Here is a 16,542-nt window from a genome sequence, read left to right on the forward strand (position 1 = left end):
AAGCCATTCATCACCAAGGAGGGCCGAATATGGCGAAGAAAGCAGCGACTCCGGCGACGATCACGCTGAAGCATCTGGCAGCGGCAATCGCCGAGGATCAGGAATTGTCCAAAAAGCAGGCTGAGTCGATCCTGACCGACACGGTCAGCCTGATCACCAAGCACCTGAAGAAGGGCGAGCGCATCCGCATCGTCGGTCTCGGCATCCTCCAGGTCCGCAAGCGCGCCGCCCGCATGGGCCGCAACCCCGCCACCGGTGAAGCCATCCAGATCAAGGCCAGCAAGAAGGTCGCCTTCCGTGCGGCCAAGGAACTCAAGGAAGCCGTTTAAGCGACAAGCTTTACGGTCCGACATTCAAGCGCCGTTCCGGGGGCCCGGAATGGCGCTTTTCTGTTATAGAGCGCCGTCGTTTCTCAAAACCTGTTGCGGTTGTCATGCTGGCTTCGCCCCTCGCCTTTACCCACGGTGTTACCGAGCGCTTCCTGCGCTATGTCGTGATCGATACCCAGTCGGATCCGGCGTCGCCGACCTGCCCTTCCACCGAGAAGCAAAAAGACCTCGGCCGCGTGCTGGCGGCCGAACTCAAGGCGATGGGCCTCTCCGATGCCCATCTCGACGAGCACGGCTATGTCTACGCGACGATCCCGGCCAATTCAGACAAGAAGGTGCCGGTGATCTGCTTCTGTTCGCACATGGACACCTCGCCGGATTGCAGCGGCAAGGACGTCAAGCCGCAGATCGTGCGCAATTATCGTGGCGGCGACATCGTGCTGCCGGCTGATACGACGCAGGTGATTCGATTCGCCGATCATCCGGCGCTTGCCGACCAGATCGGCAACGACATCGTCACGACAGACGGCACCACGCTATTGGGCGCCGACAACAAAGCCGGTCTTGCCGAGATCATGGATGCCGCGCAGTTCCTGATCGACAATCCGCAAGTGAAGCACGGCGCCATCAAGATCCTGTTCACGCCGGACGAAGAGATCGGCCGCGGCGTCGACAAGGTCGATCTGAAAAAACTCGGCGCCGATTTCGCCTACACAATGGATGGCGAGACCGCGGGGAATATCGAGGACGAGACGTTTTCGGCCGATGGCGCCACCATCACCATCGAGGGCGTCAGCACCCATCCGGGTTTTGCCAAGGGCAAGATGGAGCACGCGATCAAGATCGCCGCCGCCATCGTCGACCGCCTGCCGAAAGACACCTGCTCGCCGGAGACCACCGAAGGCAAGCAAGGGTTCCTGCATCCGATCGGCATTTCCGGTGCACTGGAAAAAGCGACGATCGGCTTCATCGTGCGCGATTTCACCGACGAGGGCCTGAAGGAAAAAGAGGCGCTGCTGGAGGGCATCGTCAAGGACGTGATGAAGGACTATCCGCGCTCGACCTACCGGATGGAGGTCAAGCACCAGTACCGCAACATGAAGCAGGTGATCGACCGCCACCCCGAAATCGTCGACTACGCGATCGAGGCGATCCGCCGCGCCGGCTTGACGCCGGTGCGCTCATCGATCCGCGGCGGCACCGACGGCTCACGGCTGTCGTTCATGGGGCTGCCCTGCCCCAACATCTTTGCCGGCGAACACGCATTCCACTCGCGGCTGGAATGGGTCAGCGTACAGGACATGGAAAAAGCCGTGCAGACCATCGTGCATCTGGCGATGATCTGGGAAGAAAAGGCCTAGCTGACGAGCGGGAGCGATAGTGTGAAAATCAGAAATTCGATTTGTCTCGTGTGGTTGTTGGCATTTGGAACGGCGCCTTCCCTGGCGCAAACCTCAGCCGAGAAAGTCACCGTGAGCTCCCTGCTCGCGCAGGACTACGCAATCGCCGGGACCTCGGCGCCGGCGAGCGGCGGCGCCGGACTGTTTCTGCGCAAGGGTCCAAAACTCTATTTCTGCTTCGTTTCCGAGACCCGGCAATCGGCAACGGTTTCGACCGAGTATTGCAAGCCGGTCGAGTAGCCGGGCGAACCATCCTGTATTTGGCGGTGACCTGGGGGAGCTGACGACGCGCCATGGGCTTTTCCGCTAGCCGAAAGTTCAGCAATGCGACGAAACTACCGAGTCTATACAACCAAGTATGACAGGGAGGTTCACGCCAACCAAATTGACTCGGTTCTTGGCCGTCCTTTACCCCGGGACAGGATGGCACTCGATGAAGCGTGGCATGCCTTCCAATCCGACCTGCTCCCCTGGAGAACCCGATTGCTTGTCGTGGCGGCGGACGTGAGCGCGCGCATCAGAGCAAATTTGACCAATTCAGATCGTAGCAATACCGCTGTGACGCTCTTGGTGGATCAGTCGGGCTCCATGCGCGGACAAAAAATGCTGTTCGCGGCGGCAACACTCGATGTAGCCCAAGAGCTACTGGTCAGCCTTGGTTTTGCCTGTGAGGTTTTGGGCTTTACTACCTCGGAGTGGACTGGCGGACGTTCTCGCAACCGATGGAAGTGGCGTTTCAGCCGAAATAACCCGGGCCGACTGAACGATATTCTACACATAGTCTACAAGAGCGCGGATGACCTGCGCGCAAGCACCGGAAGGGCCGACTTCCGGCAGATGCTACGTCCGGACCTGCCGAAGGAAAATATAGATGGCGAGGCCGTGCTGTGGGCTGCACGGCGCCTGCTGGCGTTACCTCAAGAAAAAAAGCATCTGATTGTCCTGTCAGATGGCGCGCCAGTTGATGATTCAACCCTACAGGAAAACGGCCTCTCCTATCTCTCTGACCACCTCCATGAGGTGGTGGGTCAAATCAAGGAGGCGGGCAGGATCAATTTGGCAGCCCTCGGACTGGGCCACGACGCCAGTGAGTATTACCCCGTCACAAGCATAGTCGATGCGCCCGACGAGCTTGGTGGAGCCCTTGTTTCTCTGCTGGAGCGCATCCTCGCAGGCGAGCACGCGATGTTGGGCGCTCGGTCGCCGTAGCCTTCGCTCGGTCGAGTAGCCGGGCGAACCGCGGGGCCCGGACTCAAAATCGCGAAAACAACCCCATGCAAAGATAGCCAGGGTTGAGCAACCGGTAATTAGGTAGCGCGCGCGGTCACGATCCAGACCGAGGCCGGGAGCAGCACGGCGTCGCCCTTGGCGTACGGCGTGAGCGCGTCACGGATCGAATTGGCCGCGGCAACGCGAAGCTCCTCCGGCTGGCCGTCCAGCGCGCGGCTCACCGGGCCGATTTCGAGCGAACCCTGCACCGCCCCATCGACGCCGCGGCCGATCGCGGCGTCCAGCAACAGCGGACAGGCTTCCATTTCCACCGCGGCAAAGCCGGCTTCGCTCAGGATGCGGCGCACGCGCGCTTCCGAGGCAAACGCAAACGGCCCGGGATCTTCCGGCCCCTGCTGCGGCAGCTTTGGCACGTGTTTATAGGCAGCCTGCAATGGCGCCATGAAGAACGGGTTTTCGCGCGGCTCGCGCCAGCAGGCGAATGCCAGCCGGCCCGTGGGTCGCAGCGCCTTGCGCATGTTGGCAAACGACGCCACCGGGTCGGCAAAGAACATCACGCCGAACCGCGACGCCAATAGATCAAAGCTCGCGGGGTCGAACGGATAGACGGTGGCATCGGCCAGCGCGAAGTCGACAGGCAAATCCTTCGGCGCGCTCGCCCGCGCCCGTTCCAGCATCGGGCCTGATATGTCGACGCCGAACGCGTGTCCTGACGGCGCAACCTCTTTCGCAAACGCAATCGTGGTGACGCCGCTGCCGCAGCCGATATCGATGACCCGCTCGCCCGGTTTGGGCTTCGCGCGATCGATCAGAAGGTCGGCGACCGGCCCGAGCACGACGTCCTGCTCCGCCTGCCGATCAGCCCAGCGTTGCCCGGCCGGGCCGTTCCAGTAGGCTATCTGATCGGCGTTCTGCTCGTGGCCTGTGGGGGCGTCCATGTGGTGTCTCGCGCGTATGAAAGGCGTGGTCCAACGAACAGTCCGCCTTCGCTCTTCGAGCTACGGCGAGACAGCCTTCGCGCTTCGCACCCTGGCTGGCTTGCCCAGCCGTAGCGCGAAGCGCGAAGGCTGGTAGGCGATGACGGACTCGAACCGCCGACATCTTCCGTGTAAAGGAAGCGCTCTACCAACTGAGCTAATCGCCCTTAAGTCGCCTGTTTAGCGCCGCCCTGCCCCTTGGCGCAAGCGGGGATGCCCTAACAAAAAAGCGGCGCCCCGGGGACGGGACGCCGCTTTGTCACATTGTCTGGTCTCAGTGGGCCGTCAGGCCGCCACCGGCGTCATCCGCAGCGTCGGATTTGACCGGCACCTTGCTGTCCTCTTCCCAGACGATCGCCACCGGCGGGCGCACCAGCGCCTTGGCGACGACGTCATCAAGCCGGGCAACCGGGATGATGTCCATGCCGCCCTTGATCGCATCGGAAATCTCCGTGAGATCCTTGGCGTTGTCCTCGGGGATAAACACCGTCTTGATGCCGCCACGGGCCGCCGCCAGCAGCTTCTCCTTCAGGCCGCCGATCGGCAGCACCCTGCCGCGCAGCGTGATCTCGCCGGTCATGGCGACATCGTGCCGGACCGGAATGCCGGTCATGACCGAGATGATGGCGGTCGCCATCGCGACACCCGCCGACGGTCCATCCTTCGGGGTTGCGCCCTCGGGAACGTGGACGTGGATGTCACGCCGGTCGAACAATGGCGGCTCGATGCCGTAGTTGATCGCCCGCGAGCGGACATACGACGCCGCCGCCGAGATCGACTCCTTCATGACGTCGCGCAGATTGCCCGTCACCGTCATCTTGCCCTTGCCGGGCATCATGACGCCTTCGATCGTGAGCAGCTCGCCACCGACATCGGTCCAGGCCAGGCCCGTTACGATGCCGACCTGAGGCTCGCTCTCGATCTCGCCGTAGCGGTACTTCGGCACACCGAGGAATTCCTCGAGGGACTTCTCGGTGACCTTGACCGACTTCTTCTTGGAGATCATCAGCTCCTTCACCGCCTTGCGGGCGAGTGTGGAGAGCTCACGCTCCAGGTTACGCACGCCCGCTTCGCGGGTGTAGCGGCGGATCATCAAGAGCAGCGCATCGTCGTCGATCGACCATTCCTTGGAATCGAGGCCATGCTTGGAGATGGCGTTCGGGATCAGATGCTTGCGCGCGATCTCGACCTTCTCGTTCTCGGTATAGCCGGCGATCCGGATGATCTCCATGCGGTCCATCAGCGGCCCCGGAATATTCAACGTATTCGCGGTCGTGATGAACATGACGTTCGACAGATCGTAATCGACCTCCAGATAGTGGTCGGCGAACGTGCCGTTCTGCTCCGGATCCAGCACCTCAAGCAGCGCCGACGACGGATCACCGCGGAAATCGGCGCCCATCTTGTCGATCTCGTCGAGCAGGAACAGCGGATTCGAGGTCTTCGCCTTCCGCATCGACTGAATGATCTTGCCGGGCATCGAGCCGATATAGGTGCGGCGATGACCGCGGATCTCGGCCTCGTCGCGCACGCCGCCAAGCGACACGCGCACGAACTCGCGGCCCGTCGCCTTCGCGATCGACTTGCCCAGCGAGGTCTTGCCGACGCCGGGAGGTCCGACCAGACACAGGATCGGTCCGGTCAGCTTGTTGGCGCGCGACTGCACCGCCAGATACTCGACGATCCGGTCCTTGACCTTCTCAAGCCCGTAATGGTCGCTGTCCAGGACCTCCTGCGCGGCCACCAGGTCCTTCTTGACCTTGGACTTCTTGTTCCACGGGATCGACAGCAGCCAGTCGAGATAGTTGCGCACGACGGTGGCTTCCGCGGACATCGGCGACATCTGGCGCAGCTTCTTCAGCTCGTGCTGCGCCTTCTCCCGCGCTTCCTTGGAGAGCTTGGTCTTGGCAATCTTCTCTTCCAGATCGGCGAGCTCGTCGCGACCTTCGTCGTCGCCGAGTTCCTTCTGGATCGCCTTCATCTGCTCGTTCAGGTAATACTCGCGCTGGGTCTTCTCCATCTGGCGCTTGACGCGCGAGCGGATGCGCTTCTCGACCTGCAGCACCGAGATCTCGCTCTCCATCAGGCCCAGCACCTTCTCCAGGCGCTGCGTCACGGACAACGTCTCCAGGATGCCCTGGCGATCGGCGATCTTGACGGCGAGATGCTGGGCGACCTGATCGCTCAGCTTGGCGAAATCAGTGATCGCCTGAACCACGCCGACGACTTCGGCGGAGATTTTCTTGTTCAGCTTCACATAGCTTTCGAAGTCGGACACCACCGAACGCGAGAGCGCCTCGGCCTCGACGGAGGTCGCATCGGTATCGGCGAGCGCAACCGCGGTGGCTTCGTAATATTCGCTGCGGTCGGAATATTTCTGGACGCGTGCGCGCTCCAAGCCTTCGACCAGCACCTTCACGGTGCCGTCGGGCAATTTGAGCAGCTGCAGGACGCTGGCGAGCGTGCCGACTTCGTAGATCGAATCCGGGCTCGGATCATCGTCGGACGCGTTCTTCTGCGTCGCGAGCAGGATCAACGCATCGTTCTTCATCACCTCTTCGAGCGCGCGGATCGACTTCTCGCGGCCGACGAACAGAGGCACGATCATGTGCGGGAATACGACGATGTCGCGGAGCGGCAGCACCGGATAAGAGTGGCTTTCGCCGTGGACGATAGATGGCCGGGGTTTGGCGGTCGTCATGGCCTAATTCCTTTTGTTGTGCCCCCTTGCACGCAGTCCGCCTGTTGTGCGCAACCGCCACAAGGTGCCGGGAGGTTCCGGGGCTGCAAGCCACCTTCGCAGCCTGTTTTTCCGGATCGTTTGGCGACGAATCTCAAGCATGAGCTTCGCCACCGACAGCATTAGGTGGCTATCGGGTACGGGGGTGTCAAGTCACGAAAAATGCCCGCCAAATGGGGCTAAACGCAAAAGGATTGCTGCGAAATAACTACGCCGCTGTGGCCGCCGGAATGTCCCGGCAGCCGTCCTGTTTGGGACAGAAATCCATCCCGGACCAGGGCCTATCAGGCGCTGGCGCTGCTCTCGACGGCGCGGTCGGAACGGTCCGCGTAGATGTAGAGCGGACGGGCAGTTCCCTCGACCACTTCGCGCGAGATCACCACCTCTTCGACGCCTTCCAGACCCGGAAGATCGAACATGGTCTCGAGCAGGATGCTTTCGAGGATCGAACGCAAGCCCCGCGCGCCGGTCTTGCGCTCGATCGCCTTGCGGGCGACAGCGCCAAGCGCCTCGTCGGCGAAGGTGAGTTCGATATTCTCCATTTCGAACAGCCGCTGGTACTGCTTGACCAGCGCGTTCTTCGGATCGGTCAGGATCTTCTTCAGCGAAGCCTCATCCAGATCTTCCAGCGTCGCGACGACCGGCAAGCGGCCGACGAATTCCGGGATCAGGCCGTACTTCAAGAGGTCTTCCGGCTCGACATGGCGGAAGATTTCGCCGGTGCGGCGGTCTTCCGGCGCCAGGACCTGCGCCGCGAAACCGATCGACGTCGAACGGCCGCGTGCGGAGATGATCTTCTCGAGGCCCGAGAAGGCGCCGCCGCAGATGAACAGGATGTTTGTGGTGTCGACCTGCAGGAATTCCTGCTGCGGATGCTTGCGGCCGCCCTGCGGAGGCACGGAGGCAACGGTGCCTTCCATGATCTTCAACAGCGCCTGCTGCACGCCCTCGCCCGAGACATCGCGGGTGATCGACGGATTGTCGGACTTGCGGCTGATCTTGTCGATTTCGTCGATATAGACGATGCCGCGCTGCGCGCGCTCGACATTGTAGTCGGCCGACTGCAGCAGCTTCAGGATGATGTTCTCGACGTCCTCACCGACATAGCCGGCTTCGGTCAGCGTGGTCGCATCCGCCATCGTGAACGGCACGTCGAGAATCCGCGCCAGCGTCTGGGCCAGCAACGTCTTGCCCGAACCGGTCGGACCGATCAGCAGTATGTTCGACTTCGCGAGTTCGACGTCGTTGTGCTTGGTCTGGTGATTGAGCCGCTTGTAGTGATTGTGGACGGCGACCGACAGCACCTTCTTGGCGTGGCTCTGGCCGATCACGTAGTCGTCCAGCACCTTGCAGATTTCCTTCGGCGTCGGAATGCCGTCGCGCGACTTCACCAGCGAGGATTTGTTCTCCTCACGGATGATGTCCATGCAGAGCTCAACGCATTCGTCGCAGATGAAGACGGTGGGTCCCGCGATCAGTTTGCGGACCTCATGCTGGCTCTTGCCACAGAACGAGCAATACAGCGTGTTCTTGGAGTCGCTCGTGCCGACCTTACTCATTCTATTCTCCGTCCGCCGTTCGATCCCGTCACTCGATCGACCCATTCCGGTACCAAACCGGACCTGAAAGTAGATAGAGCAAATTCCGTACCAAAAAAGACCTTAACTCAGTACGCGCCGTTCGAATCACGGTTTACTCGAATCCCCGCGATCCTACCCGATCCCTCACAGCCAACCATGCTGACACCCGACTATCAAGAATTCGCTAACCGGGCTCGGCGCGGACACCGTGACAATACCGTGATTTTCGGCCTTCGCACGGGGAGAAGTTACCGAAATCACCCAAGCGTTGCGCGATTACCACGCCGCCAAACCAGCACGAAAGCGGAACTTTCTGCCTACGTTCGGGCATAAGCAGCCGCTTAGAGCGTAATTTGCCGATTGGGCCCACCTGTCAAGGTCAACGCGTGGGTACCTCCACCCGTTACCTTACGGGGTCTTGGTCATCGCCGGCTCTTCCGGACGCTTATCCATCACCTTGTCGACAATACCGAAGTCCCTGGCCATGTCGGCGGTCAGGAACTTGTCGCGCTCCAGCGCTTCCTCGATCGCCTTGTAGGTCTGGCCGGTGTGCTTCACGTAGATTTCGTTGAGCCGCTTCTTGAGATTCAGGATCTCCTGCGCGTGCAGCATGATGTCGGTGGCCTGGCCCTGGAAGCCGCCGGAGGGTTGATGCACCATGATGCGCGAATTCGGCAGCGAGAAACGCATGTCCTTGTGGCCCGCCGCCAACAACAGCGATCCCATCGACGCTGCCTGCCCGGTGCACAACGTCGTCACCGGCGGGCGGATGAACTGCATGGTGTCGTAGATCGCCAGGCCCGATGTCACCACGCCGCCCGGCGAGTTGATGTACATCGAGATTTCCTTTTTCGGATTCTCGGCTTCCAGGAACAGCAGCTGAGCGACGATCAGCGTCGACATACCGTCTTCGACCGGACCGGTCAGGAAGATGATGCGTTCCTTCAGAAGGCGCGAGAAAATGTCGTAGGCGCGTTCACCGCGGTTGGTCTGTTCGACCACCATCGGCACAAGGTTCATGTAGGTTTCAACGGGATCGCGCATTAGTCACCCAAAGGTTGGCTGGGGCGAACATCCATCGGCAAGCCGGCTGATTTGCCAAAAGTGGACGAACGTCCCGTGATGCAGAACTTCAAAGACAACTCACAGATATGAGCCAATTTCCCGGCCACAAGGCCGAGCAATTGCGAGCTGGATTAGACGAGTTCAAACTGATTCGCAGGCGAACTCATAGCGACGGATGCCGAAGCCCCGCCGCTTTCGCCGTTCATCATTAACATCAGGTGCCGGGATTAAGCGGCAGTTTTCTCAGCGTCCTCGTCCTTGAACAGGTCTTCGCGCGAAACCTTCTTTTCGGTCACGTTGGCGAGTTCGAGAATGAAATCGACCACCTTGTCTTCATAAATCGGCGCACGAAGCTGGGCCAGCGCATTGGCATTGTTGCGATAGTAGTCCCAGACTTCCTTCTCGCGGCCCGGCATCGACCGCGCCCGCTCGATCACGGCGCGGCTGACTTCGTCGTCGGTGACGGTGATCTTGTTCTTCTCGCCGATCTCCGACAGCACGAGGCCGAGCCGGACCCGGCGGTCGGCGATCTTCTGGTACTCTTCCTTGGCGGCGTCCTCGGTGGTGTTCTCGTCGGCAAAGGTTTTGCCGCTGGATTCCATTTCGGCCTTGATCGAGTTCCACATCAGATTGAACTCTTCAGCGATCAGTGACGGCGGTGCCTCGAATTTGTGGCTTTCGTCGAGACGGTCGAGCAGCGCGCGCTTGACGCGCTGGCGCGTCGCACCGGCAAATTCAGAGACCAGGCGCTCGCGTGCGGCTTCCTTCAGCTTGTCGAGCGATTCGAGGCCAAGCGTCTTGGCGAACTCGTCATCGACGGTGGTCTCGCCCGGGGCTTCAATGGCGGTGGCGGTGGTTTCGAACTCGGCGGGCTGGCCGGCGAGCTTTTCGCTCGCGTAGTTCTTCGGGAAGGCAACCTTCAGCGTGCGGGTCTCGCCCGCGCCGATGCCGATCAACTGCTCTTCAAAGCCCGGAATGAACTGGCCGGTGCCGATCACGACCTGGATGCCCTCGCCGGTACCACCCTCGAACGGCGTACCGTCGATACGGCCGGTGAAGTTGATGGTGACGCGATCGCCGTTCTCGGCCTTCGCGCCTTCGCTCTTGGCGTTATAGGGGCGGCTCTGGTCCGCGATCCGCTTGATGGCGTCATCGACATCGCTGTCGGACACGTCGACGACCGGCTTCTCGACGGTAAAGCTCTTGAAGTCGGCGAGCTGGATCGTCGGCACCACCTCGATCGCCACCGTGTAGGTGAGATCGCTCTTGCCGGCGAGCAGTTCCTCGACCTCTTTTTCCTCGGTCGGCATCGTGATCTTCGGTTCGGTCGCAAGGCGGAAGCCGCGATCGGTGAAGATCTGCGTGTTGGTGTCGCGGATGGTCTGGTCGATGGTCTCGGCCATGACAGAGCGGCCATAGACCTTCTTCAGATGGCTCACCGGCACCTTGCCGGGACGGAAGCCGTTGAGCTTCACCTTGTCCTTGAGGTCGATCAGCTTGGCGCCGGCCTTGGCATCGAGATCCGATGCGGGAACGCTGATCTTGAACTCGTGCTTCAATCCCTCGACGAGGGTTTCGGTGACCTGCATGGCGTCAATCTTCTTCCGTTTCGGCAGGGCGCGTGGCCCCGACATTGTCAATTGGGTCGACGCGGGGCCCTTAAAGCCTGCGCCGGTGGTTCGGCTGACCCAACTCCCCAACCGGGGAAACAGGCCCTCCAGTATTCATCATGCAAACGCTTGAATAGAGCGCTTGGTGCGGGCGGAGGGACTCGAACCCCCACAACTTTCGTCACTGGAACCTAAATCCAGCGCGTCTACCAGTTCCGCCACGCCCGCGTAAAAAGCATCCAGTCCGGCCGCGATGCCGCGAGCGGCGGGCTTATAACATGCGCCCACGTGTCCGCAGCAAAAAAATGGCCATTCCGCCCCCTCGCCCGAGGCAAGGCGTCACAGCTGGACAGGGCCGCCAGAAAATGGTCCGCATCGGTCTCATGGCAAGCCCCAAATCCCTGCTGCACCGACGCGAGCTGATGGCCGGACTGGGCGCTGCCGCCCTGCTCCCGATATGGCCCGCCACTGGCTCTGCTCAAGGCCGCGCCGCGCTGGCGCTGCAAGCCAAAGCCGATGTCGTTGCGCTTCGGCCAGGGGCGCCGGAGACGCCGGTTTGGTCACTTGCCGGTTCGGAAATGCGATTCAAACGCGGCGATACCGTTGAAGTCACGCTCGCCAATGAGCTGCCGCAGCCCGTTGCCCTCAATTGGCGGGGGCTCGACGGGGCCGCGAGCGTCGAATCGCTGACGGCCCGCCCGCCGCTCGTGGCCGGGGTGAAGGAAACCCTGCAACTGCCGCTGCGACATGCCGGAACGCTGCTGTGTGACCTGACCCTTCTCGCCGACGGCCAGGCACGGCCATCGCGGGCTCGCGCATTGGTGGTCCGGGAAAGCGAGACCGTCGCCGTCGATCGCGACGAGGTGTTTCTGGTCGAGGACTGGCGGCTGCGCCCGGACGGAACCGCGATCGCGCCCGGGTTAGACCCCAAGGACGCCACAACGGTTTTGACGGCCAACGGCCGGCTTTCGCTCGATATTACAGCGCGAACCAATGAACGGATCAGGATTCGCTTCATCAACGGCTGCCAGCGGTCTGTTATCGCCGCGAAAATCGAGAATTTCGACGTCCGCGTCATGGCTATCGACGGCCAGCCCTCCGAGCCGTTCCAGGCCCGCAACGGCGCGCTGGTGCTGCCCCCCGGCGGCCGCGTCGATGCCTTTGTCGATGTGACGGCGCCGGCCGGGACCACCGCAGCGATTCTGGTCCACGACGGCAAGGAGGCCCGCCCTATCGGCAGGCTGATCGTCTCGGGTGAACCGCCGGTTCGCGCCGCCCCGCTTTCCCCGGCGCCGCCGTTACCTTCCAACGGTCTGCCGGAGCGACTCGACCTCAAGGGCGCAACCCGGGCCGACTTGACCCTTGGCGGGCCGCAAGGCGACTGGGTGCCGCCGGCAAACTTCACTGCGACCGCCGCGCCCGCGGTCCGCACCAAAGCGGGACGCACCGTTGTGCTGGCCCTGAACAACCGCGGCGCCACCCCAACGGTGTTTCACCTTCACGGCCATCATTTCCGGCTGCTCGACCGGCTCGATGACGGCTGGAAGCCGTTCTGGCTGGATACGCTGGCCATCGAACCCGGCCAAACGCAACGCATCGCCTTTGCCGCCGAATATGCCGGACGCTGGCTGATCGAATCCGTCGCGACCGATTGGGCCTCCCCCCGGCTGGTGCGATGGTACAGTGTGGAATGAGGAGACCAGCATGAGCGTATCCGTTCCCGCCATTCGCAGCGTCACCGCCCGAAGCCTCGTGGTGCCGATCGCACGGCCGGTGAAGACAGCCTTCTCAACGATCGATGCCGCACCGATGGTGTTGATCGATGTCGCGACCGATCAAGGCGTTACCGGACGCGCTTACATCTTTGCCTACGCCCAGCTGACGCTGAAGCCGCTGGTGCACCTGATCGAGGAGATCGGGCGCGAACTCGTCGGCAAGCCGGTTGCACCGTTTGATCTGATGAAGGCGATGGATGCAAAATTCCGCCTGCTCGGCTGGCAGGGCCTGGTTGGCATGGCAGTGTCCGGCCTCGACATGGCCTATTGGGACGCGCTCGGCCAGATTGCCGGTCGGCCATTGGCCGAGCTGCTCGGTGGCGCGCCGCGGCCGATCAAGGCCTATGACAGTTATGGCGTGGTCGATCCGATCGCCGACGAGAAGGCGCTGCGCCGCTCGCTGGAGCAGGGTTTTCGCGGCATCAAGATCAAGGGCGGCGACGGCGACGCTGCCAATGACGAGCGGGTGGTCAAGGCCGTGCGCGCTTTGCTCGGCCCCGATATCGCGCTGATGATCGACTTCAACCAGTCGCTCGATCCCGCGGAAGCCAGCCGGCGCATCGCTCGCCTTGAGCCCTATGATCTGCACTGGATCGAAGAGCCGGTGCCACAGGAGAACCTGCTAGGCCACGCCAAGGTGCGCGAGACCTCGCCGACGCCGATCCAGGCCGGCGAGAACTGGTGGTTCCCGCGCGGCTTTGCCGAGGCGATCGCAGCCGGCGCCAGCGACTTCATCATGCCCGACCTGATGAAATGCGGCGGCGTCACCGGCTGGCTGCAAGTCGCAGCGCAAGCCGAAGCCGCCAACATTCCGGTGTCGAGCCATCTGTTCGCTGAGGCCAGCGCCCACATGCTGGCGGTGACGCCATCCGCGCACTGGCTCGAATTCCTCGATTTCGCCCGCGTCATCCTCGCCCACCCTGCCGAGATCATCGACGGCACGGTTACCGCGCGAGGTCCGGGCCTTGGGCTGGAATGGAACGAGACAGCGGTGGCGAAATATCAGGTGACGTAGTGGACAGTTCGGCAGTCGGCGGATTAGGCGTCCCATAGATGGGAATTCCGAAAGAACTCGGACATGCTCGAAGTCACAATTTCAATTTTATCGCGTGGATATGGGACCGAAACTGCGTAGTCATGTGGAATCCTTACAAGGGGCGGATCGTTAGAAGAATTCCTGAGATCCACAAAATATGGATCTCCTGATCCCTCCGCACACGCCCCTACTGCGAGAAATCCATAGGACAGCACTGATTTCCCGGGCTCACATTCGACGCTCTCGGACACAATCTGTTCCGGCGTTAGCCAGATAACTTCTGCTCCGATCCCAGACTCGTCGTGATCCGTGTTCAAGCTGAAGCCAACGCCCGCCAGCGCGTGCCCTCCCAAAAGGGCCATGAGCCAATCAGGTGTCAAACTGGCGGGCAATCGAGATCTCAAGAAATGTATATCGCCATCCGTCGCGCGCGTGCCGCGCAGATTTGGACTGATCGAGCGTAGGCGTAGATCGAGCGTCATGATCTGGCTCTTTGCTAATACTCAATCCCGAACTCGTCATACAGCCGCCGGAACACCGCGGGCAGCACTTCGGTCAAATCTTCCGCGATCAGGCCCGGCCCCGCCTCGCGGGCGCCCTCGCCGTGCATCCAGGCGCCGATACAGGCAGCCTCGAAGGCCGGCACGCCCTGGGCCAATAACCCTGCGATGATCCCCGCCAGCACGTCGCCGGCGCCGGCGGTGGCGAGCCAGGGCGGCGCGTTGGCGGCGATGCTGGCGCGCCCGTCGGGTGACGCCACCACCGTATCCGGCCCCTTCAGCAGCACCACGGCGCCAGAGCGCAAGGCGGCGTCACGCACCCGTTCGAGTTTGGAGCGGCCCGGATGCTTGTTGCTGATGTCGCTGAACAACCGCGGAAACTCGCCCTCGTGCGGGGTCAGCACCACCTGCGGATCGCTGGACGCCTTGATCGATTCAAACAGGCGCTCCGGTTCTTGCGCAAAGCTCGTCAGCGCGTCGGCATCGAGCACGAGGTGACGTTTCGCCGACAATGCGGTGTGGACGAGATCGCGCGTGCGCGCGCTGATTCCGGCGCCCGGTCCGATCACGCAGGCATTGAGCCGCTTGTCGTTCAGCATGTCAGCGAATTCGATCGCACTATCGACCGCGCGGATCATCACCGCGGTCAGGGCCGAAGCATTGACCGCGAGCGCCTCGCGCGGCGAGGCCAGCGTGACCAGTCCGGCGCCGGCCCGCAGCGCGGCGCGCGCCGCCAGCCGCGCCGCGCCGGTTGAGGCCATGTCGCCGGACACGACGACAGCGTGACCGCGCGCATATTTGTGGCCATCGATACGCGGCACCGGAAAGCATCTCCGCCAGGCCTGCGGAACGTTTTCCGTTGTCTGCGGGCGGATCTCGTCCAGCACTTGCGCATCGATGCCGATGTCGGCGACGCGGACGCGGCCGCAATGCATCCGTCCCGGCAGCAACAGATGCGCCGGCTTCTTGCGGAAGAACGTCACGGTCTCGACGGCGTTGATCGCGACATCCATCACGGCGCCGGTGGTGCCGTTGATGCCGCTCGGCAGATCGACGGCGAGGACCGGCGCGCCGTTGGCGTTGATCGCCTCGATCATGTCAAGCGGATCGCCCTTCACGGGACGATTGAGACCGGCGCCGAGCAGCGCGTCGATGATCAGCGCCGGCTTTCCGATCGCCTGCGGATTGAACGGCAGCACCGGGTATTTCCAGCCCTTCGCCGCGATTGCCGCGTCGCCCGTCAGACTGTCCCGCTCGCAGAGCAGGATCACCGAAACCTCGCGGCCGCGCGCGGCCAGTTCGGCCGCAGCGACAAACCCGTCGCCGCCATTGTTGCCACGGCCGGCAACCACCACGATCGCGCCCTCCTCGACCAGTTCCATCGCGGCTTCGGCAACGGCCTGGCCCGCGCTCATCATCAGCGCGAAGCCGGGCGTGCCGGCGGCAATGGTCATTCGGTCGGCGCGCTCCATCTCAGTGGTGGTCAGAACTTCCATGCCGAATCCTCGATCTATCAGCCTTTTCCGGAGGCATTTCCGATATCGGCCGTAGCCAATTTTCCAATAGCTGCATACCAATTGATCGGTTTGCCTATTTGCTAGGCTTGGGTATCATGCAGCGTCCGGTTCGACCTCTGCCGATTGCCTGTTAAAAGTCTGATAACATTCCAAAATCAGGCCCGTTAACAACTTGGCATAGACCCTGCTTTTGGGGAAGCCGGTAAGGAAGCCGGTTCAGGACCTTCGTCGTTCGCGGCAATTGCGAGCGTTTAGAGGCCTGATCAGGGATCAACGACCAGACGGCGCCACGCGCGACATCGAAACTATCTGCTCTGCAATTTGTAATGCCCGGGAGGCGCTCAGTGAAAAAAATCGAAGCCATCATCAAGCCGTTCAAGCTCGACGAGGTGAAGGAGGCGCTTCAGGAGGTCGGACTGCAGGGCATCACCGTGACCGAGGCCAAGGGTTTCGGCCGGCAAAAGGGCCACGCCGAACTGTATCGCGGTGCGGAATACATCGTGGACTTCCTGCCCAAGGTCAAAATCGAGATCGTGATATCAGACGAACTGGTCGAGAAAGCCATCGACGCGATCCGCCGCGCCGCCCAGACCGGCCGCATCGGCGACGGCAAAATCTTCGTCTCCAACATCGAAGAAGCGATCCGGATCAGAACCGGAGAATCCGGGCTGGACGCTATCTAAGCCGGGTGCTATCCCGCATTTTGCGACTGAAAAACAAGAAAAGGGCTGCTTCGGCGGCCTGATTTCGTTTGCGATATCTCACCACTCTGTCTGTGTGTGC

Annotated in this window: 13 protein-coding genes and 2 tRNA genes; 7 read left to right on the forward strand and 8 right to left on the reverse strand. The window is 62.0% G+C overall.

Annotation, left to right across the window (positions count from 1 at the left end):
* Window positions 1–29 precede the first annotated feature (29 nt).
* From JQ597_RS07285 to JQ597_RS07300, 4 genes are all read left to right on the forward strand, one after another.
* Window positions 30–329, forward strand: coding sequence for an HU family DNA-binding protein (locus JQ597_RS07285; protein ID WP_212263551.1), 300 nt, complete (start codon window positions 30–32; stop codon window positions 327–329).
* A gap of 104 nt (window positions 330–433) precedes the next feature.
* Complete coding sequence (gene pepT / locus JQ597_RS07290) at window positions 434–1,690, forward strand: peptidase T (RefSeq protein WP_212263552.1); 1,257 nt, start codon at window positions 434–436, stop codon at window positions 1,688–1,690.
* 111 nt (window positions 1,691–1,801) lie between these two features.
* On the forward strand, window positions 1,802–1,969 hold the full coding sequence (locus tag JQ597_RS07295; RefSeq protein ID WP_212263553.1) for a hypothetical protein: 168 nt from the start codon (window positions 1,802–1,804) through the stop codon (window positions 1,967–1,969).
* Window positions 1,970–2,152: 183 nt separating this feature from the next.
* Complete coding sequence (locus JQ597_RS07300) at window positions 2,153–2,938, forward strand: cobaltochelatase CobT-related protein (protein ID WP_212263554.1); 786 nt, start codon at window positions 2,153–2,155, stop codon at window positions 2,936–2,938.
* Between the two features lie 98 nt (window positions 2,939–3,036).
* Here JQ597_RS07300 and JQ597_RS07305 read toward each other — a convergent pair whose 3' ends face one another.
* The 7 genes from JQ597_RS07305 to JQ597_RS07335 all read right to left on the reverse strand — a co-directional run bounded on the left by JQ597_RS07305 (window position 3,037) and on the right by JQ597_RS07335 (window position 11,159).
* Window positions 3,037–3,897, reverse strand: a complete 861-nt coding sequence (locus JQ597_RS07305) for a class I SAM-dependent methyltransferase (protein WP_212263555.1) — start codon at window positions 3,895–3,897, stop codon at window positions 3,037–3,039.
* 130 nt (window positions 3,898–4,027) lie between these two features.
* Window positions 4,028–4,103 (reverse strand) — tRNA-Val (locus JQ597_RS07310).
* Window positions 4,104–4,210: 107 nt separating this feature from the next.
* Window positions 4,211–6,637, reverse strand: a complete 2,427-nt coding sequence (gene lon / locus JQ597_RS07315) for an endopeptidase La (RefSeq protein WP_212263556.1) — start codon at window positions 6,635–6,637, stop codon at window positions 4,211–4,213.
* Window positions 6,638–6,960: 323 nt separating this feature from the next.
* Window positions 6,961–8,235: an ATP-dependent Clp protease ATP-binding subunit ClpX gene (gene clpX / locus JQ597_RS07320; protein WP_027537232.1), complete on the reverse strand. Its 1,275-nt coding sequence runs from the start codon at window positions 8,233–8,235 to the stop codon at window positions 6,961–6,963.
* 429 nt (window positions 8,236–8,664) lie between these two features.
* Window positions 8,665–9,300, reverse strand: a complete 636-nt coding sequence (locus JQ597_RS07325; RefSeq protein ID WP_192733466.1) for an ATP-dependent Clp protease proteolytic subunit — start codon at window positions 9,298–9,300, stop codon at window positions 8,665–8,667.
* Between the two features lie 248 nt (window positions 9,301–9,548).
* Window positions 9,549–10,910, reverse strand: coding sequence for a trigger factor (tig, locus tag JQ597_RS07330; protein WP_212263557.1), 1,362 nt, complete (start codon window positions 10,908–10,910; stop codon window positions 9,549–9,551).
* A 164-nt stretch (window positions 10,911–11,074) separates the two neighbouring features.
* Window positions 11,075–11,159 (reverse strand) — tRNA-Leu (locus JQ597_RS07335).
* Between the two features lie 137 nt (window positions 11,160–11,296).
* On the opposite strand from JQ597_RS07335, the gene JQ597_RS07340 reads away from it, so the two are divergent.
* Together JQ597_RS07340 and JQ597_RS07345 are read left to right on the forward strand one after the other, a co-directional pair.
* Complete coding sequence (locus JQ597_RS07340; RefSeq protein WP_212263558.1) at window positions 11,297–12,625, forward strand: multicopper oxidase family protein; 1,329 nt, start codon at window positions 11,297–11,299, stop codon at window positions 12,623–12,625.
* Between the two features lie 10 nt (window positions 12,626–12,635).
* Complete coding sequence (locus JQ597_RS07345; RefSeq protein ID WP_212263559.1) at window positions 12,636–13,721, forward strand: enolase C-terminal domain-like protein; 1,086 nt, start codon at window positions 12,636–12,638, stop codon at window positions 13,719–13,721.
* 517 nt (window positions 13,722–14,238) lie between these two features.
* Here JQ597_RS07345 and JQ597_RS07350 read toward each other — a convergent pair.
* Window positions 14,239–15,738, reverse strand: coding sequence for an NAD(P)H-hydrate dehydratase (locus JQ597_RS07350; protein ID WP_212263560.1), 1,500 nt, complete (start codon window positions 15,736–15,738; stop codon window positions 14,239–14,241).
* A gap of 365 nt (window positions 15,739–16,103) precedes the next feature.
* Between JQ597_RS07350 and JQ597_RS07355 the strand changes: the two genes are divergently transcribed.
* Entirely contained in the window at window positions 16,104–16,442 is a 339-nt protein-coding gene (locus JQ597_RS07355) for a P-II family nitrogen regulator (RefSeq protein ID WP_027537227.1), read from the forward strand.
* Window positions 16,443–16,542 lie beyond the last annotated feature (100 nt).

The sequence above is a fragment of the Bradyrhizobium sp. AUGA SZCCT0177 genome (genome assembly GCF_018130125.1).
Lineage (GTDB): Bacteria > Pseudomonadota > Alphaproteobacteria > Rhizobiales > Xanthobacteraceae > Bradyrhizobium.